General features: G+C 46.5%; 15 protein-coding genes. 9 read left to right on the top strand and 6 right to left on the bottom strand.

Annotation, left to right across the window (positions count from 1 at the left end; genetic code table 11):
* Nucleotides 1-79: 79 nt before the first annotated feature.
* Nucleotides 80-337, bottom strand: coding sequence for an AbrB/MazE/SpoVT family DNA-binding domain-containing protein (locus tag AC58P7_RS11845; protein ID WP_497342971.1), 258 nt, complete (start codon nt 335-337; stop codon nt 80-82).
* 185 nt (nt 338-522) lie between these two features.
* On the opposite strand from AC58P7_RS11845, the gene AC58P7_RS11840 reads away from it, so the two are divergent.
* Both AC58P7_RS11840 and AC58P7_RS11835 read left to right on the top strand, forming a co-directional pair.
* A complete protein-coding gene (locus AC58P7_RS11840) occupies nt 523-921 on the top strand; it encodes a Gfo/Idh/MocA family oxidoreductase (protein WP_497342969.1) in 399 nt (132 codons plus the stop codon).
* 57 nt (nt 922-978) lie between these two features.
* Nucleotides 979-1,611: a hypothetical protein gene (locus AC58P7_RS11835; protein WP_497342967.1), complete on the top strand. Its 633-nt coding sequence runs from the start codon at nt 979-981 to the stop codon at nt 1,609-1,611.
* A 45-nt stretch (nt 1,612-1,656) separates the two neighbouring features.
* Here the strand turns inward: AC58P7_RS11835 and AC58P7_RS11830 are convergent, their stop codons facing one another.
* From AC58P7_RS11830 to AC58P7_RS11820, 3 genes are read right to left on the bottom strand one after another with little or no spacing between them, the layout of a single operon-like run.
* Complete coding sequence (locus AC58P7_RS11830; protein ID WP_497342965.1) at nt 1,657-2,520, bottom strand: transglutaminase family protein; 864 nt, start codon at nt 2,518-2,520, stop codon at nt 1,657-1,659.
* Nucleotides 2,517-3,476, bottom strand: a complete 960-nt coding sequence (locus AC58P7_RS11825) for an alpha-E domain-containing protein (RefSeq protein WP_497342963.1) — start codon at nt 3,474-3,476, stop codon at nt 2,517-2,519. The genes AC58P7_RS11830 and AC58P7_RS11825 overlap by 4 nt, the downstream gene beginning before the upstream one ends.
* A 34-nt stretch (nt 3,477-3,510) precedes the next feature.
* On the bottom strand, nt 3,511-4,965 hold the full coding sequence (locus tag AC58P7_RS11820) for a circularly permuted type 2 ATP-grasp protein (RefSeq protein WP_497342961.1): 1,455 nt from the start codon (nt 4,963-4,965) through the stop codon (nt 3,511-3,513).
* A 350-nt stretch (nt 4,966-5,315) separates the two neighbouring features.
* On the opposite strand from AC58P7_RS11820, the gene AC58P7_RS11815 reads away from it, so the two are divergent.
* The gene (locus tag AC58P7_RS11815) at nt 5,316-7,523 is read left to right on the top strand and encodes a methyl-accepting chemotaxis protein (protein WP_497342959.1); all 2,208 of its coding nucleotides are present in this window, start codon (nt 5,316-5,318) and stop codon (nt 7,521-7,523) included.
* Between the two features lie 180 nt (nt 7,524-7,703).
* Nucleotides 7,704-8,237, top strand: coding sequence for a hemerythrin domain-containing protein (locus AC58P7_RS11810; RefSeq protein WP_497342957.1), 534 nt, complete (start codon nt 7,704-7,706; stop codon nt 8,235-8,237).
* A 318-nt stretch (nt 8,238-8,555) separates the two neighbouring features.
* Here AC58P7_RS11810 and trhO read toward each other — a convergent pair whose 3' ends face one another.
* Nucleotides 8,556-9,461: an oxygen-dependent tRNA uridine(34) hydroxylase TrhO gene (trhO, locus tag AC58P7_RS11805; protein ID WP_497342955.1), complete on the bottom strand. Its 906-nt coding sequence runs from the start codon at nt 9,459-9,461 to the stop codon at nt 8,556-8,558.
* An 84-nt stretch (nt 9,462-9,545) separates the two neighbouring features.
* Nucleotides 9,546-13,358: a response regulator gene (locus AC58P7_RS11800; protein WP_497342954.1), complete on the bottom strand. Its 3,813-nt coding sequence runs from the start codon at nt 13,356-13,358 to the stop codon at nt 9,546-9,548.
* A 267-nt stretch (nt 13,359-13,625) separates the two neighbouring features.
* Here AC58P7_RS11800 and AC58P7_RS11795 point away from each other — a divergent pair, with 267 nt between their 5' ends.
* The 5 genes from AC58P7_RS11795 (at nt 13,626) to AC58P7_RS11775 (ending at nt 18,449) form a co-directional block, all read left to right on the top strand.
* A complete protein-coding gene (locus AC58P7_RS11795; protein WP_497342952.1) occupies nt 13,626-14,738 on the top strand; it encodes a stalk domain-containing protein in 1,113 nt (370 codons plus the stop codon).
* A 199-nt stretch (nt 14,739-14,937) separates the two neighbouring features.
* A complete protein-coding gene (locus AC58P7_RS11790; protein WP_497342950.1) occupies nt 14,938-15,258 on the top strand; it encodes an SPW repeat domain-containing protein in 321 nt (106 codons plus the stop codon).
* A 157-nt stretch (nt 15,259-15,415) separates the two neighbouring features.
* Nucleotides 15,416-15,964, top strand: a complete 549-nt coding sequence (locus tag AC58P7_RS11785) for a cysteine hydrolase family protein (protein ID WP_497342948.1) — start codon at nt 15,416-15,418, stop codon at nt 15,962-15,964.
* A gap of 48 nt (nt 15,965-16,012) precedes the next feature.
* Nucleotides 16,013-17,473, top strand: a complete 1,461-nt coding sequence (locus AC58P7_RS11780; RefSeq protein WP_497342946.1) for a nicotinate phosphoribosyltransferase — start codon at nt 16,013-16,015, stop codon at nt 17,471-17,473.
* A gap of 136 nt (nt 17,474-17,609) precedes the next feature.
* Complete coding sequence (locus tag AC58P7_RS11775; protein ID WP_497342944.1) at nt 17,610-18,449, top strand: aldo/keto reductase; 840 nt, start codon at nt 17,610-17,612, stop codon at nt 18,447-18,449.
* Nucleotides 18,450-18,482 lie beyond the last annotated feature (33 nt).

The following is an 18,482-nucleotide window of genomic DNA, read 5'->3' as shown; positions in this document are numbered from 1 at the left end:
ACCGCATCTATAATAGAAGTGGTCTCCTGGTATATTTCTGTTATTTGCTTAAAAAGGACTATCTGACTTACGCGAGCATTTAAACAATCTCATCAATGCAATGGCTGCAGACGAGCTTCCCTTTGAAATAGGTCATATCCTCGAAGTTACCACAAAAAACACAAGCAGGCATATACTTCTTCAGCGTAATACGCTCCGGATCCACATAGACCTCGATGGCGTCACCGATATCAATGTGTAGTGTTCGTCGCAGCTCAATTGGTAAAACAATCCGGCCCAACTCGTCTACTTTCCTTACAATTCCCGTCGATTTCACACGATAGCCTCCTTTAATCATTAACGAAGCAGCCTCACATCTGTGTAATGATGTATTCCACATTTGTACTCAAATACCTTTTATTTACTGCCAGTCATTTTGAAATAAAAGGTAAACTTTGCTTGCTTTCCATAGGATTCATATAATAGAGAAAACATCGTTAACTGGTTGTGGGTTACATGTTAGCAGGCAAAGGGGAGCCGTGTATGTTGAATCCAGTGAAATTCAGTTTGATCGGCGGAGCAGGCTTTCGAGCGCAATATTATCTTCGGGTTGCTCAAGCTCTTCCTGAACAGTTTCAAATATGCGGGATGGTGGTAAGAAACGAGTCCAAAGGTAGGGACATGGAAGCGAAATGGGGAACTGCTACCTATCGCACATTGGAGCAGCTTCTGGCAAATGAGAAACCAGATTTTGTCGTTGTATCCGTTAACGTTACAGAAGCCATGGACTATGTATGGCAATTAGCTGAACTAGGAATACCAGCCTTGCTTGAAACACCACCAGCTCCCGATCTGGCAGGACTAGAGCTGCTTCATCAGCAATTAACCCTGAACGATGCCCGAGTTCAAGTGGCAGAACAATACCAATTTCATCCAATTTAAGAAGCGCGGCATGCGCTGATTCAGTCGGGTCAATTAGGAAGAATTACGGAGACGACGGTGTCAATCTCTCATCTCTATCATGGGGTAAGCTTAATTCGTAGAATGCTAGGGGTTACCTTTGAGGAAGTTACAATTCGAGGGATGCGTTTTGAATCCAATTGGGTTCAGGGTCCTACGCGAAGCGGGCCACCGATGGAGGATAAACAGATCCCTTTACAAAGAGATTTGGCATGGTTAGATTTCGGCGATCGTCTGGGGATTTACGATTTCACAAGTAACCAGCATCGCTCATGGGTGCGTTCCAATCATTTATCGGTTAGAGGAGAGCGCGGGGAGATTTTCGACAACCGTGTCCTTATTCAACAAGATTCTTGCACGGAATTGCGGATGGAACTTCAACGAATGAACCGAGGAGAATTGGAAAACGCGGAGGGCTATTATCTAAAAGGTATCATTTGTGGAGAACGCTGGGTGTACGAGAATCCGTTTGCGCCGGCAAGGCTGTACGATGATGAAATTGCGATTGCGAGCTGCCTGCAGAAAATGGGGGCATATACACGGGGAGGGGCTAGCTTCTATAGTCTTGCTGAAGCGTCACAAGATCACTATCTAGGCTTGATGATAGAGAAGGCGATTCAAACAGGGGAAACGATTACAGCAGGGCCCCGCTGCTGGGCGGCTAACACATAGATGTGTTGCATGCCAGCAGCCAATGAACCCATAGACACGAATGAACTACTCCACTAATTTTACATCAACAATCACTTCTAAATCTTGTGCGCCCGAGCCCCGATAGACGCCTTTGACAGGTACGATATCGTTATAATCGCGACCGTGTCCTAGCTTGATATAGCGCCAATTAACTTCACAGTTGTTCGTTGGATCATAACCGAACCATCCTGCGCCAGGGATAAGACATTCCACCCATGCATGGGAGGCTTGTGTGAAATCTGCACTGCCTCCTTGCAGGTCGCCAACGAAGTGATAGCCGCTTACGTATCTGGCAGGAATGCCTTTGTCACGGCAAATGGTGATCATGAAATGAGAGTAGTCCTGACAAACACCACGACGAAGCTTCAACATCTCGCCTACGGTTGTCTGCACGGAGGTTGCCGAAACGTCATAAGTGAAGTCCCGATTGATGGTGGTATAAATGGTTTTGAGCAGATCATATAAAGCAACTCCATCATCGGAAATGGCGTCGGAATACACTTTCAACTCCGGCGTTAGTCCGGTATAGCTGGTGGGTAATAAATATTCGGCATATTCATTCTGGAAGTCATCTCCGAATCTCGAAGCTTTATCCTCATAGGAAGAAGGAACGGCTACAGGATTAGCATCGTTATCTTGCGTAACGACCGTGGAAACCATTTTGATCGTGAGCTCACGATGGAGCTTGTTGACCGTAAACGCATGGACGCGATTATGGAAATAATCCGAATAGGTGAAGAATGCGGACACAGGCTCGGTTGTGATCGCATGGTGGTAACAGGACTGCCGATTGTCCGTTAACGGGGTTAAGCGAATCTCATTGACACTGTCCTGTGCGGAATCGGTGTAGGAATAGCGAGTAATGTGCGTGATTTCCAGCTTCTTCATGCGATAACCTCCTCCCGAGAGGGAAAAAAGACTAGAGACATCCTAGACCCCATAAGGTTGCAGGAGTCGAGAAGTGTTTGTAATGTTGTTTCTAACTTGCCGGATTTGAGTTCATCCTCATCCATGCAGGCTAAGTTCGCCTTCACTTTCTCAGCTAGTTTGGCCAGCTTATGCACCGCGTTGTTGAGTTCAGGATCATCCAATTGAATCCCCTTGAAGGATCGCTCCAAGGACTGTATGGAGAAAGCGACCGAACGGGGAAAGGTCTCATTTAACATTAGAAATTTAATAATGCTGTTCAAATTTACCGTATCTGCGTATTCTTTTCGATACGATTCGTATCCACTTACGGATTTCAATACCGCAAGCATGAGCGGATAGGAAGAAAAGTCCTCCTTAGCATATTCCGAACAGAGAGATTGAATCAAGCGAAGTAGATTCTCTGCACGTTCTAGATAGCGGCCAGCTTCGACGAAATGCCATTCGTTCTGACGAGGCATGACGGAAGTTGCAGCACCTTGAAACATGGATAGTGTATCTCGGATAAAGCGATAGAACAAATGAGGCGAATCGTTGGTGATATCGCGGACTTCTTTTTCCTTCAGCCATAGATAGAGACCGTTCATAATGTCCCATAGCTCGGAAGGCATCTTCTCCCGAATATTTCGCAGATTCGCACGTGCATGGTTGGTACAGGCGAGTAACGAGTTTGCATTATTTTTGTCCAGCGTAATGTACTGAAGCACGTGTTGTTCGGTAAAGCTGCCATACTGCTCAATAAACGCAGCACGATCGCCAATTGTATCGATTAATCGACTCCAGGACTGTGTCCTGCTGTCTTCCATGTCCTCACGGATATGATAGTACACGTCGATCAGCCTCGCGTGATTCTCAGTTCTTTCCGAATATCTCCCGATCCAGAATAAAGCTTCCGCTGTACGTCCCATCATTACCATATCGCTTGGCCTCCATTCGAATTATACTTCACGATTAACGAATGACCCACGTATCCTTGCAGCCCCCGCCTTGCGATGAGTTAACTACGAGGGATCCTTCCTTCAAAGCAACGCGTGTAAGTCCGCCTGGTATGACTTGAATGTCTTCACCTGCGATGACGAAAGCCCGCAGATCAATATGTCTAGCTGCCATCTGACCATCCATGATCACTGGCGCTCTGGATAGCTGAATCGTCGGCTGTGCGATATAGCGATCCGGATTGGCTATAATTTTGAGGCGGAAATCAGCGATTTCACTCTCAGAAGCTGACGGTCCAATGAGCATCCCGTAGCCTCCCGAAAGGGAGGTTTCTTTGACGACCATTTCATGCAAATGATTCAGGACATGCTCACGCTCCTCAGGTCGCGAAAGAATATACGTGGGCACATTGTTTAGAATAGGCTCCTCATTTAAATAGTAACGAATCATATCTGGCACATAAGCATAGATGGCTTTGTCATCGGCAACTCCAGTACCCGGTGCGTTCACAATGTTGATATTACCTGCGCGATAAGCGTTCATAATACCAGCAACACCCAGCATGGAGCTCGGATCGAAAGCGAGAGGATCCAAGAAATCATCGTCAATACGGCGGTAGAGAACGTCGATTTGGCGAAGACCCTTGATCCCGCGGATGTATACCTTATGATCAATGACGACGAGGTCGTGCCCTTCAACCAGCTCTAACCCCATTTGCTGAGCGAGGAACGTGTGCTCGAAGTATGCGGAGTTATAACAGCCTGGTGTCAACAGTCCGATAACCGGATCTGATTTGCGAGAAGGACTCAGTTTACGAAGTGCGGTTAGAAATACATTTAAGCTATGCTCAATATCTTGAATGGAATGACTGAATACGAGTTCAGGGAATAAGTGCGTCATGATGGATCTGCTTTTATATAAGTAAGAGAAGCCCGAAGGGGAGCGCAAATTATCCTCAAGAACGAAGTATTCACCATGTTCATCTCGAATCAAATCAATCCCAGAGGCCGTAACGTAGACATCATTAGGAATGGAAAGGCGCATCATCTCAGGTCGAAAATAACAATTAGAAAGTACCATTTTCCTGGGGATAATCCCATCTTTCAGGATGGCTTGCTCATGATAAATATCTTTGAGAAACAGATTAAGCGCCTTTACGCGCTGTTTAAGTCCCCGTTCGAGCTTAAGCCACTCATCCTGCGGAATAATTCTAGGGATGGGATCGAAGGGCAGTGTGCGCTCCAGAGCTTCATTTTGATCAGGGCTATAAAGGGTGAACGTAATGCCTTCTTCCATCATTCGTTTCATCGTCGCTGACTGACGTTTGCTTAGATCACCTGCTTTCATCGACATGAATTGAAGGAAGGTACTTTGATAATGAGGGCGAACCGAGTATGCGTTCATAAACATTTCATCAAAAAAAGGACGAGGATCATAAGGGGTAGTGACCAGATTCTCAGGTTTAGACATCGCAGCTCCCTGGTTTCATCAATATGCTTTCGGAAGCTACTTGAAGCTGATGGCCCGAAGCAGAAACCAGGCCTCCTTTCTGATCTAAGTTCTTTATTTGTTAGATAATATAACACTGGAATGACGAAGAGTTCTTGTTTTTCTTATATTGTAAATTTTTCAGAAAATTATGTCAATATAACTAACATATAAAAATACCGACATTCCTCGTAATATTTTTGTAAATGTTCGGAATTTTCACGAAAAATTCAGTTATTTGTCTTGCTTTGTCTCAGGATTCACTATAAAATTGTCGAATATGACGAACGTTAAATAAAGTCACATCAAATGTGATAAAGGGGTGTTGTGGTATGTTTGATTGGCTGGGATTTAAAAAAGGTCTGCCATTATGGTGGTCGTACAGACTAAATCGTCATATCAAAGAGGATGTTGAGCATATTTTCGAAGGCATTGCTCATACGAGAACGGAAATTTTACGTGGCTGGGCCCTTGCCTACTGGTCCAATTTGGACCGTTTGCTTGAACAGTTAGCATTGGCTGAACCACTAACAGAAGCGTTGCCGAAAGACGCATCGTTGGCTGGAAGAATGCTGGCAGCAACAATGAAGAGTGGAACTGATTTCTCGGAAGTATTTATTTTGAATGAAAAAGCTTCTGTCGTTTACTCTACACACCCCGAACATGTAGGAAGATCCTATGGGGCGGGGGGCGTCCTAGGGAAAGGGCTGGATGAATCGAGAAAAGGTGTAAAATGCTTATTCGGGCCATTCTCTGACCCGCTTACGCTCCAAATTGGTCCAAGCACTTCGCCATTTCATGATGCCATGACGATTGCTTTTATCGCGCCTATTATGGTAGATGGGCAGTGGAAAGGAGCGGTCTGCGGGCGAGTGCCGAACGATGTGCTCGGGGATTTGATTCAGCGTGAATCGGGACATGTGTATCCGGATTCGGGTGATAACTATTTATTTATGGCGAAGCCTGTTTTAAATAAACAGATCATTCCTGGTACTGCCTTATCGCGAAGCCGTTTCGAAGATTTGACCTTTACGCACGGGGATAATTTAAAGGATGGGGTTCGAACGGATTATGGTATCGTAGGTGTCAAAGAGCACACCGAGCTGGAACTCGTTTTCACGGATCCTGCGACGGGACAACTGCATCCAGGCGTAGCGGGAACGATTGCAAAGGGAAATAATTTATTCGTGGAATACCCAGGTTATTCCGATTATCGGCATATTTCTGTTATTGGAAAAGGTGTGACCTTCCAGCTGCCTCATTGTCCCGATGTGTGGGGGATGATGTGCGAAGGAGATTTGGAAGAGGTCTATCGCATTCGTTCTATTGATTGGAAAATGTTCAGCTTGCAAATTCGGTTTATTGCCCTCTTTATGATGCTATCGGCTGGAGGCTTCTGGCTGCTAAATGGACAAGTTTCCAATGTTCTGGGCTCTTCTATCATGGCAGGTGCCAGTTTACTCTTCGGTGGGATGGGTGCAAGCTTTATTAGGCGTAAAGGAAGTAAACCAATCACAAGACAGCTTGCTCAAATCAATAAATTTATCCGCATTAACGCAGAGGGTAAAGGGGATTTGACACAGCGTCTGAAGGTAGACGAATTCGCTGGTGATGAGACGCGAGATTTGGCCAAATGGATCAATAATATGATCGATTCCTTGGAAGGCATCATGCTGCAAGTGAAACAAGCGGCTGCTGAGGTACAGGTCAGTCAAGAACGGATGAATGACTCGACAGGCTCTACCGAGCAATCGACTGGACGGATGAGCACGAAGATCCATGATATGATTCGCTCGCTGCGGGGGCAGTTGAAGGATATTGATGTCGCGAAGGATGTTACGCAAAATATGAGCGGAACCTTACGCGAATTGGAACAGAAAGCTTCAGGTCAAATAGCTGTCGCTCAGGACGAGGTTGAACGAATCGGTCAAAAGATGACGGATATTTCCGCGAAGGTCGAGGAAACGAATCAGACCATTCAAACGTTCCTGCAAACGACGCAGGAAATTCCTAGGCTGCTCAAGGTCATCGAAGAAATTTCCGCTCAGACGAATTTGCTGTCCCTGAATGCGTCCATTGAGGCTGCGCGTGTAGGTGAGCATGGCAAAGGCTTCGCGGTCGTTGCTGGCGAGATTCGGAAGTTGGCTGATTTAACGAAGAAATCAACAACGGAAATTAATGAGACAATCGAGCACATTGAGCGTCATGCGAATGAAGCTTTCATCTCGATGGAAGAAGGCACGAAAGTCGTTCTGGAGGGGACGCAGATTGTAGCTGCAGCTTCTGAGATTCTCAGCAGTGCCAATGCCCACGATACCATGAAAACCCAGGTCGTGGAGGAAGTGGTCGCGCTGATGGAGAAGATTGCGGCGGTCAGCAAGGAGAACCGTCAAATCTCAGCGGAGGTTGAGCAAACTGTGAAGGAGCTTCTGCAGGACATGCATCATGTGCGTCAAACGACGGGCGATGTAGGGGCAATCACACAGTCTATGCTCTTGCTTGTGAATCAGTTTCATTTGACGGAGAGCCGTATTCGTTAAAAGGTTAATATTAGACATTCTTTCGCATGTTCATAGCCCCATCCCGCATACAATGATAATGCGGTATGGGGCTTTTTCTGCCACATACAAAGTGATGACGAGGAAGTAAGTTTTCTAACGAAAACTCGGAGCTAATGCTTACGAAGCGAGTTTCTAAAGAAACTTTAAGGAGGATGTCGAATGAATGACCGTTTGAGCATTCAAACGAATCGGGCAGAAAATGTGAGTCCTAGTGAATTTAGAATGCTAGCCCAGCGTTTGAAGGAGGAGCATGTGCAAATGCGTGAGCAGCTCTCCGACATTCGAACGCTGGCTGCGGCTTTGTACACCCTTGATGATTGCTCAATTGGAATGTGTCGGCTGATCGAACTTCAGGACGGAATACTATCCCTGGTGGAGGAGTTGGAGCAGCATTCAGAATGGGAGGAGCAAGTCTTATTCCCGAGTCTGCAGACCTATTTACATCCGACGATGGCCATCTCAGTGTCGCGATCCATGCACGTGCTGGAGCAGGATCATGATTTGGCCAAAAGAGTCGTACAGTCATACGTCAACGGTGTTAATGCTATGAGCGTGCCCATCGATATGGATTTCGTCCATGTGATGGCCTCAGAGCTATTAACCGCGTGTCTTATCCTGCTGAAGCACTTCACGTTGGAAGAGGAGCTTGTTTATCCGCTGATTGATCGGATTGTGGAACAGATAGCGGAGTAGAATTGGCGAGTAGCATGAACTGGAATAATGGGAAATCGTATGGAGTTGGTAAGAGAGCAGATTTGTTGGAGTGCGTTAAGGAGTAGGAGTAGCGGGAGTAATTGGAGCAGCAAGAGGAGCAAGAGTAGTGGGAGTACAAGAGTACTTAAGTAGCTAGACACATCAAAAATAACGCATCAAGTCAGTTGACTTGATGCGTTATTTTGAGTTGGCAAGAGGTGGAGAGGTGGTACCCTCACTCCAACGGAGCACCTAGCCGTAATTGTAATAACTAGAACATATACAGCTCCCCAATTTCTGCCTTCGGGCGCACACCCTCTAAGCCTCCAACGTGCTTAACGTTTTCTCCTCGCATTCCTTGGAACAGAAGCTGTCATGCTCCTCTTCACAAGCCTCGCAGCAAACATGCTTCAAATGGCAGGCATCGTTGGCGCAGTTAATATAGCGATCCTCTGCGGTTCCGCAGTGGTAGCATTTGCCTACAACGATATCTTCGTCTGTTCGGTTAATGGGCACGGAGATGCGTTCGTCGAACACATAGCACTTACCATCGAAGAGGCGGCCTTGCACGTCCTCGTCTTTGCCATAGGTGACGATACCGCCATCCAGCTGATAGACCTCTTTGAAGCCTTCGTTGATGAGGAAGCCTGATAGCTTCTCACAACGGATGCCGCCTGTACAGTAGGTGAGAATGGGCTTGTCCTTAAATTCCTGCAGATTGTTGCGAATCCACTCAGGGAATTCCTTCGTTGTTTCGACCTCAGGACGAATGGCGCCACGGAAATGTCCGATATCATACTCATAGTGATTGCGGCCATCGAGAACGATGACATCTTCATTTTTGAGTTTCTCATAAAATTCCTTTGGCTTCAGATGCGTACCCGTCAACTCATTCGGATTCACATCTTCCTCTAGACGGAAGGTGACGAGCTCCTTTTTCGGACGAACAAAAAGCTTCTTGAAGGAATGCCCTTCATGCTCATCAATTTTGTAAACCATATCTTTAAACAATGGCATGAGATTCATCATCGCCATGTAGGCTTCTGTTTGCTCTACGGTCCCAGATAGGGTACCGTTAATGCCTTCAGGAGCAATTAGAATGCGTCCTTTCACACCGAGCTTTTTGCAATAAGCCAGATGTTCTCGCGCCAATGCTTCGTGATCAGCAACAGCGACGAATTTATAATACAACAAGATGCGGTATGGAGCGCCAAGTTCAGTCATAACAATTAACCACCTATACGTATAAAATGACACACTCCATCAAGATGGAGTATACGCATATAGTGACATAAATTCATGTTTTTTTCAATCCAGTAGCAATTTTTGGATCGTTTGAAAAACGACCTTCACCTCATGCTTCAACGTTTGAAGCATATGGATCATACGGGAAGGATCCATATCAGCTCCTTGCAGCTCCCCTTGATCCTTTACATAGTCATCCAAAACAGTCGCCGCGGCGAAAACACCATTTGCGGAAAGGTTGCTGGATGAACCGCGTAGTCCATGTAACAGCCGCAAGGTTTCCTCGGTATTCCGTAAATGAATGGCAAGAGTCAATTGCTCCATGAGTGGTGCCGTTTGCTCTTGGAATTTGCGCAGCATCTCGCGGTAAATCTCCGTTTTGCCTCCAATGCGTTTGAGCGCTTCCGCGATATCGAGACCAGGCGCCCTGCGATCAGCGTGCAAATAGAGCATTTCTTCAATCACAGCCATCAATCGTTCGGGAATGATGGGTTTGGAAATCATTTCGTTCATGCCAGCCTCCATGCATGCCAATCGATTGTCTTGTGTCGAATCCGCTGTTAACGCGATGATGGGAATATGCACCCACTTCGGCTCAAGACGAATGCGTTTGGTCGTTTCAATCCCGTCCAACTCAGGTAAGTGGATATCCATCAGGATTAAATCAAACGTATTATTTTCTAAATCGTTTAGCGCTTCGAAACCGTTCCCAGCCAATTGGATGCGGCAGTTCAGCATGCTCTCCAAGAGAGAACGTGCAACGGTTTGGTTAATTTCATTATCCTCAACAATCAGAATGCGGAGAGGAGTACCTCCCATTCCAGCTAAAGGGAATAAAGATGATGCCATCTCACTGTCCTGCACACTTGGCTCCTGCGAATGAGAATGAGGATAAGCATAGGGATGATCCATCTCCTTTTCAGCATGAAGTGACTCTACCGTCCTGTATAACAGACTTCGAGAAATAGGCTTGACCAGAATGGCATCTGGGGCTGCTTCTACAGGAAGCTGCTCAAGCGCATCTCTACCGGATAAAGAGGTATAAATAATGGTTCTTATTCCCATACGTTTACAAGCTGCCAACATCGTCAGCCAAACGTCCTCCCCATACATATCATCCGCCTCCATATCAAGCAGGACGAGGTCACAAGGAATATGTTCAATGACTTGGAGAGCTTCCTTCCACGAATAAACGCCAGCAGCGTCCATGCATATGGACTGAAGGCTTTGGACAAGCACCTTATTGAGTGCAGGATGATCTTCGACAACAAGCATTGAAAGCGGCAGGGGCGTCAATGATTTGGTGCTGATCGGTAGGTATAAAGTGAAAGTGAGCATGACCTGAAATTCACTCCCTGTGCCCTGCATACTGGAAACAGCAATCGAGCCTCCCATGTTCTCAATAATGTTTTTGGAAATAACAAGCCCGAGCCCGGTTCCCCCATATTTGCGACTAGAGACTTCATCTCCTTGGACAAAAGGCTGAAATAAATTGGCCAGCTGCTTCTCATCCATACCAATTCCAGTGTCTGTGATACTGAAACGCAGGGTAACCTCACTCTCCTGCTGCATCTCCACTTGAACGCGTAAAGTGACCGTCCCTTGCTCCGTGAATTTGATCGCATTGCTGGATATATTCAAGAGCACCTGATAGAGTCGCAATGAATCACCGATAAGTCCGAGTGGAACTTGGTCAGGGATGTCGCAGATGAAATCGACCGGCTTGTGACCTAACAGTACGCTGAGTGTTTCACATACGCGATCAATCGTCTCGTCCAGCTGAAAAGGGTGATGCTCAATCACCAGCTTATCTACTTCCAATTTCGAGAAGTCCAGAATGTCGTTAATAATATGTGAAAGGGAGAGAGAGGAGCGTGAGATTTTACGGATATAATCCTTTTGTAATTCGGTCATGGCGGTTTTCTCAAGCAGATAGGAAAGCCCGACGATGCCATTGAGAGGCGTACGTATTTCATGACTCATCCGCGCAAGGAATACGCCTTTGGCCAAATTAGCCTCATCCGCTTCCTGCTTCGCTAGAATAAGTTCCTCTTTGGCATACACTTGATCTGTAATATCTCTCGTAATCGCCGAGAAATACAACTCCCCGTTATCTAGTGGGACATGGGGCACGATGATAAGCGAAATGATGATGCGTTGTAGTTTCTTGGTAATGATCTCTGCTTCGAACTCCCAGAAGCCATCTTGGATAGCTGTTTGAAGACCTGCCTCGAAATTAATGTCATTCACGATCTCGACTAACTCACGGAAATGAGTTCGCGTATACTGCGTATCATCTAACCCAATTGAATGCATGCCTGCTGGATTTATATAGAAAATATAGCCATCTTGATCAAAAGTGAGAATGGCATCCCGTGCGCTCTCCACGATGGTGAGCAGTCGTTCTTTCGTCTCATTGCTTTCCTTAATGTCACTGATATCCCGTGCAATTAGGACGTACCCTTTTAACTCACCATTCGGATGCGTGATGCAACTAACACTAGCTTGCACATAGATCCGAGTACCGTCTTTGTGATACCAGGTCCATTCCAAATCCTCTTTTAGGTGGCGCAAGGAACGGATCACAAGTGTCGTACAGTCGGCGGGGATCGATTCTCCTAGCTCTGCGGAATACTGTGCTGCTCTTTCGGCGAGCTGACTTCGATCTAACCAGAGCAAAGGAGAAGCGATTTTATGCACATCAGCTAACCGATACCCTAGCATTTCAGTGGCTCTACCATTGAGGTGGTTAATGAGAAAATTCGGTTCCAGGACGATCATGGCATATTGATTATGACGAATAAAAGCTTCAAACGGCTCGAAGAGCTCGCGGATATTCTCCATCATGCCATTGACAGAAAGGGCCAACGCGCCTAATTCGTCCTTACTGGTAAACACGATGGGCTTCGTGTGGAAATTACCGGCAGCGACCGCCTCGGTCACTTGAAGGATTTGTTTAATCCTTTTGATAATCAGGTTGTTCGTTGTGAGGTAAATAAGGAAGAAAATGATAAGCGCTGCCATCAGGATTAATCCCATTGTACACCAAAAGAGAGGGCTTGTAGGGGCTTCGATGACCGTAATCGGCATGGAATAGGCAAGAAACCAGTCTAGCTCCGGGATACGTGCATAGAACCATCTTGTTTTTTGACCGTCCAGAAAAGCTTCATCAATAAAGCCAGTTCCATTTTGTAATGCTTTTTGATATTCATTTTTGAGTTCAGGATATTCGGTGAAAATGTTCAATTTTAGAATGGTAGACGGATCGGTATCATAGAGGGTTAGGCCATTCCGATTGACGACCAGCTGCTCTCCATTTTCCTGCGGAGCCAGCAAATGTTCCTGAAAAGCAGGCGCTGCCTCCAGTGAAACATCGATGATACTAACGACCTTATGCTGATCATCAAATATGGGGGCCGTAATGGAGATGACGTAGATGCCATTCATTTTGCTTAAATAAGGATCGGAAATAAAGGTTTTCCCTTTCAGCGCTTGCTGAAATCGGAGCTCGTCCGAGATGGAGCTCGTAGTACCAGATGTAAATTGAAGGTTACCTGCTAGATCACCAATAGCCATGGTGTGATAGCGATTCCCATCTGTTTTTAATTCCTGCGTAAGGAATTGTAGACGTTCCGCTTGTGTGCCCTGTTTCATAATGCTTACCCGGCTTATGAGCTCGACTTCCGCTAAACGGATGGACAAGAAATCATACAAGTTTCGTGCGGAGTTCGATACGGAGGCTATGGATTGTTCGTTAATTTGCTGAAGAAGCTTATTACGCGAGAGTGTATAGTTAGTAATCCCTACGACGGCAAGAGAGACCGAGGTGATAAGAACGAGCCAGGCGACAAGTTTAAAACGTAAAGATGATGACATAAATAGCCTCCGGAGCATTGTAATTGTTAAAAAACCACATAGTTAATAATGAAATAGCGCAGAACAAATTGAATGAATTTAACCAATGATATATCCAACAGATGAAGGGTGTATACACAAGACTTAATTATATCATACATTTTATAGGGGGAATTCTGAAGTGCAGTTGACCGTTATTCAGACTTTTCTGAGGGCTGGTGCGTCTAGTTAGCGTGAAGGTTAGAACAAGAGAGAAAAACACGATAACTTAGAAGGAGCGAATAGGAAATGAAGAAAAATCCGTGGAACATGTTGAAAATGGGTGTTGTTGGTTGTGCTTTGCTTGTGGGTGTGAGCGCCTCTGTATGGTCAAATGCGAGCGTTGTTTCGGCAGATACTGTTGTAGCTATTTCTGCAACTACCGTTGCGCCAGTTGTCATTAAAGAAGTGGTGCTTACTTCTTCGAGTACAGATCTAACGACCAACATCAAAGTGCCACAGCTAACAGGTATGCTCGATACGAGATATCAGGATGAGCTGAATGACATGATCCTATCGCATGCGAACAAAGATTTGGCGGCATGGGAGAAGGATGCTTCAGAAGCTGCTGCAGCAGCGATAGAGAAGGGATATACGTACCACCCTTATGGACTTACGATTGTCTATACATTGAAATCTGATGGCACTGGCAATCCTTCGAGCGTTGTCTCCTTTACAGTGACTACGTACGGCGAAACTGGCGGCACGGGTATGCCGAGAGTAGATACGTATAATGTGCTGAATGCGGCAGCGGCTCAGCGTGTAACGCTACAGGATTTACTTGGTTCAGACTATAAGGCAACAATCGATACAGGCGTAGTAGCCAAAATGGATGAGAATTCACAATATTTCTTTAAAGATCAATTTAAAGGAATCAGCGAAGGGCAAGGCTTTTATGTGGAAAAAGGAGAAGCCGTTGTCGTGTTCCCGAAATACGCGATCGCAGCTGGTGTTGCAGGATCGCCGGAATTTCGCTTTAGCTTGCCTGAGAATTTGACGATTAAGCCAAATCCTGTTCCACTCCCTGGTTCCGAGAAAGTAAAGGTCGACTTACTGGGGAGCGAGGTTGTTGTAAATGCGGATGATGTTTCACTCGTTCCTTTCCGTAAAGTAGCGGAAGGACTTGGCTACACAGTGAAATGGAATCAAGATACGTATTCGGCCGAACTGACGAAAGGTGCGCAATGGACGAGTGTGAGTGTGGGGAAAGACAGCTATTTCTTCGCGAAAATGGCACCTGTTGCGCTTGGGGCTGCTCCAGTCATTCTCAACGATTCCTTGTATGTGCCTGTGAAATTTGTTACTGATATTCTTAAAGCTGATGTGACAACCGGTACAACGGGTCTTCATATCGAACAATAAGTCGTACCGGAAAAGTAAGTGAATCAAGGACGGTTGGTTGGTCATTAGACTAACCAACTTTTTTTATCGTATAGGAAAGTTATCCCTATTCAAGGGTGAATTATATATGATTTTAGGTGAATCGGAGGCTTTTCTCATACACGTATTTGTAAGCGTTTGCATATACTGTAACAACATGCGTGTAGGAGGTGTAATCGGTATGTATCTCAAAAATAGTTTGTCAGCACTCTTTGGCCTATGGTTTCTGCTCAGCCCTTGGGTATTCGGATTTGGAGATGTAACCAATGCGCTTTTCAGCTGTGCGCTGCTCGGAAGTCTGCAATTCGTAAGCTCGATGCTAGCTTTAGGTAAGACTGGGAAGCATATGTGGCAGAACTGGCTTTGTGTCGCCACAGGTGCTATTTTTATCGTATTCCCCAATGTCTTTCATTTGGATATCATGGCATTTTTCTCATTCGTTGCGCTCGGGTTTATGACTGTTCTCCTCAATTACGCCAATCTATTTCCGGACTCGCAATAAATGTGTAATCGTCCAGTTGAAAAGTGAAATTAATTATGTCATAATGAGTTTATCGAAATGATGTTATTGAAAATTGCCCTTTGGAAGGGCCTCTCTTTTTAACTTTTGATATTGTCATTATGATAAATTTAAATATACAATATAAGGAGTGGTGGACATGAGAGCGCTCATTCTTATTGATTACACGGTAGATTTCGTGGTGGGTAGACTTCCTTGTGGGGATCCCGCAGTTGCCATTGAAGCTCGTATGTGTGAGTTAACTGAAAGCTTTGTGAAAGAGCAGGACTTTGTCGTAATGGCTGTTGATTTGCATGAGGAAGGTGATCCTTACCATCCCGAAACGGACTTGTTCCCCCCACACAATATACGTGATACAGAAGGACGGGAGCTTTATGGCCGTTTAAAAGAGGTGCATGAAGATAATGCTGCATCCATTTATTGGATGGACAAAACGAGATACAGCGCCTTCTGCGGAACGGATCTTGAGCTAAAGCTTAGAGTTAGAGGGATTCAGGAGCTTCATCTAGCGGGTGTGTGTACAGATATTTGTGTCTTACATACTGCGGTAGACGCGTACAATAAAGGTTTCTCTCTCGTTATTCATGAGGATGCGGTCGCTAGCTTTGATGAACAAGGCCATGTGTGGGCACTAAAGCATTTTGTACATACACTAGGGGCTAGGGTTGTTAAAAATTGGAAAAGGTAACTAATACGCCATTGGATGAACTAATGGGCTAGTGAGAGGATGAATGCGATGAATTGGCATACCATGAACGCAATGACGAACTTGACGCTGCACACCGATAAATATCAAATTAACATGATGTACGCGCATTGGCTGCAAGGAACGCATAGGGAAAAAGCGGTTTTCGAGGTGTATTTCCGCAAGCTGCCTTTCGGTGGTGGATATGCCGTATTCGCAGGTTTGGAGCGGGTGGTTCATTATATACAAAACCTGCATTTCGGAGAGGAAGAGATCGCTTATTTGCGGATGCAAGAGGAGAACTACAAGGAAGAATTTCTTGATGCGCTTCGTGCGTTTTCGTTCAAAGGTGATATACAAGCCATTCCGGAGGGAACGCTTGTATTTCCGAATGTGCCGCTGGTTCGGGTTGTCGGCAGTATTTTCGAAGCGCAGCTGGTTGAGACGGCGATACTCAATTTCGTGAACTTCCAGACACTCATCGCGACCAAAGCTTCGCGCATGAAAGGCGTCGCTCCGCACGACGTGCTGATGGAGTTCGGCACTCGCCGCGCCCAAGAGGCTGATGCCGCCGTTTGGGGCGCAAGAGCGGCCTATATCGCGGGGTTCCACGCGACATCGAACCTCAGAGCCGGGATGCTGTTCGGCATCCCGACCAAAGGCACGCACGCGCACGCGTGGGTGCAGGCCCATGACACGGAAGCGGAAGCTTTCCGTGCGTATGCTGAGGCCCTGCCCGAGCAGGTGACGCTGCTCGTGGACACCTACGACACCCTGCGCAGCGGTGTGCCGAACGCCATTGCAACGGCGCGGCTGCTCGCGAGCCGCGGCAAGCGCTTGAACGCCATTCGCCTCGACAGCGGCGATTTGGCGTATTTATCCCAGCAAGCGCGGCGCATGCTGGATGAGGCGGGCTTTCCCGAGGTGAAGATTGTGGCATCCAATGACTTGGATGAGCACATCATCGCGGGGCTGAAAGCCCAAGGGGCTAAGATCGACAGCTGGGGGATTGGCACCCAGCTGATTACAGCCGCCGACCAGCCCGCGCTGGGAGGGGTGTATAAGCTTGTTGCCCGTGAGAAGGACGGCGAGTTCGTGCCTGTCATTAAGATATCGGGCAACCCGGAGAAGGTTTCGAATCCAGGCTTCAAGGAAGCCTACCGGATTATGAACAAGACGACCGGCAAAGCGGAGGCGGATTATTTGGCTCTGCAGGATGAGGTGGATATTCGGGAGGGGAAACGGATTAAGCTATTCGACCCCATCCATCCGTATTTGTTTAAATATATCGAGGATTATGAAGCGATTCCGCTCTTGAAATCGATTTTTGAGGAGGGGAAGTTGGTCTATGAGCTTCCAACCTTGGATGGTATTCGTGACTACCATGCGCAGCAAATGCAAACCGTTTGGCCGCAATATGTGCGCATGCTGAATCCTGAGGTGTATCGTGTCAATTTGAGCGCAGCCTTGTGGCAATTGAAAATGGATTTGATTCATACGCATCAGAGTTAAATCGGTGAGTCGTCTGTTGTCTGCCTGCTATTCCTACAATTTTGTGATACCCGACTTCAATGCTATGATTAGATGGAAAGAGCTACACGGTAAAGATGCGCTCATTCTAATCTTATTCCGATGGAGGTTGTTAGCAATGTCTACGAAAGCGAATCAAGCATTTACAGCTGGGGTGACGCTCAACAACGGTGTACATATGCCTTGGCTGGGTCTCGGTGTTTATAAAAGGAATGAAGGTCAAGAGGTTATCGGAGCGGTTCAAACCGCTTTGCAATTAGGCTACCGAAGCATTGATACGGCTGCGGTATATCGCAATGAAGAAGGCGTTGGCCAAGGTTTGCGCCAAAGCGGCGTGCCGCGTGAGGACATTTTCGTAACCACGAAGGTGTGGAACGCAGATCAAGGGTATGAATCTACGCTGCAAGCATTCGAAGCAAGCCGTAAGCGGCTTGGTTTGGAAACAATTGATCTCTACTTAGTGCACTGGGCTGTGTCCGCGACTTACCGAGAAACTTGGAAAGCGCTCGTCCACCTCTACAAAGAGGGGCATGTTCGTGCAATTGGCGTGAGCAACTTTCAAATCTCTCATTTGGAGCACGTGATAGAGGATACCGGTGTTGTTCCTGCGGTCAATCAAGTGGAGTATCATCCGGAGCTATCGCAAAACGAGCTGCTCACGTTTACACGTGAACAGGGCATCCAGTTAGAAGCGTGGAGCCCGCTTATGCAGGGTAAACTCGATCAACCCGTATTGGCGCAGCTTGCGGCTAAATACGGGAAATCAGCTGCACAAATTGTGCTGCGCTGGGATATCCAGCATGGCGTCGTGACGATTCCGAAGTCGGTGACGGAGCATCGCATTCGTGAGAATGCGGACATTTTCGATTTTGAGCTCAGCGGTGAGGATATGGCTTTGGTTGATTCTTTGAATGTCAACCAACGTATTGGTCCGGATCCGGATAATGTGACGTTCTAAATTCTCGAAGAAATATCAAAGAGGAAACTCCCG

Source organism: Paenibacillus sp. J22FR5 (assembly GCF_059691975.1).
The sequence above is the reverse complement of the archived record's forward strand: the minus strand, read 5'-3'. Positions and strand labels throughout refer to the sequence as shown.

Bases quoted from the DNA above. Each gene is read 5' to 3' on its own strand.
- AC58P7_RS11845 (WP_497342971.1), bottom strand. From the start codon at position 337: ATGATTAAAGGAGGCTATCGTGTGAAATCGACGGGAATTGTAAGGAAA.
- AC58P7_RS11840 (WP_497342969.1), top strand. From the start codon at position 523: ATGTTGAATCCAGTGAAATTCAGTTTGATCGGCGGAGCAGGCTTTCGA.
- AC58P7_RS11830 (WP_497342965.1), bottom strand. From the start codon at position 2,520: ATGAAGAAGCTGGAAATCACGCACATTACTCGCTATTCCTACACCGAT.
- AC58P7_RS11825 (WP_497342963.1), bottom strand. From the start codon at position 3,476: ATGGTAATGATGGGACGTACAGCGGAAGCTTTATTCTGGATCGGGAGA.
- AC58P7_RS11820 (WP_497342961.1), bottom strand. From the start codon at position 4,965: ATGTCTAAACCTGAGAATCTGGTCACTACCCCTTATGATCCTCGTCCT.
- AC58P7_RS11815 (WP_497342959.1), top strand. From the start codon at position 5,316: ATGTTTGATTGGCTGGGATTTAAAAAAGGTCTGCCATTATGGTGGTCG.
- AC58P7_RS11810 (WP_497342957.1), top strand. From the start codon at position 7,704: ATGAATGACCGTTTGAGCATTCAAACGAATCGGGCAGAAAATGTGAGT.
- trhO (WP_497342955.1), bottom strand. From the start codon at position 9,461: ATGACTGAACTTGGCGCTCCATACCGCATCTTGTTGTATTATAAATTC.
- AC58P7_RS11800 (WP_497342954.1), bottom strand. From the start codon at position 13,358: ATGTCATCATCTTTACGTTTTAAACTTGTCGCCTGGCTCGTTCTTATC.
- AC58P7_RS11795 (WP_497342952.1), top strand. From the start codon at position 13,626: ATGAAGAAAAATCCGTGGAACATGTTGAAAATGGGTGTTGTTGGTTGT.
- AC58P7_RS11790 (WP_497342950.1), top strand. From the start codon at position 14,938: ATGTATCTCAAAAATAGTTTGTCAGCACTCTTTGGCCTATGGTTTCTG.
- AC58P7_RS11785 (WP_497342948.1), top strand. From the start codon at position 15,416: ATGAGAGCGCTCATTCTTATTGATTACACGGTAGATTTCGTGGTGGGT.
- AC58P7_RS11780 (WP_497342946.1), top strand. From the start codon at position 16,013: ATGAATTGGCATACCATGAACGCAATGACGAACTTGACGCTGCACACC.
- AC58P7_RS11775 (WP_497342944.1), top strand. From the start codon at position 17,610: ATGTCTACGAAAGCGAATCAAGCATTTACAGCTGGGGTGACGCTCAAC.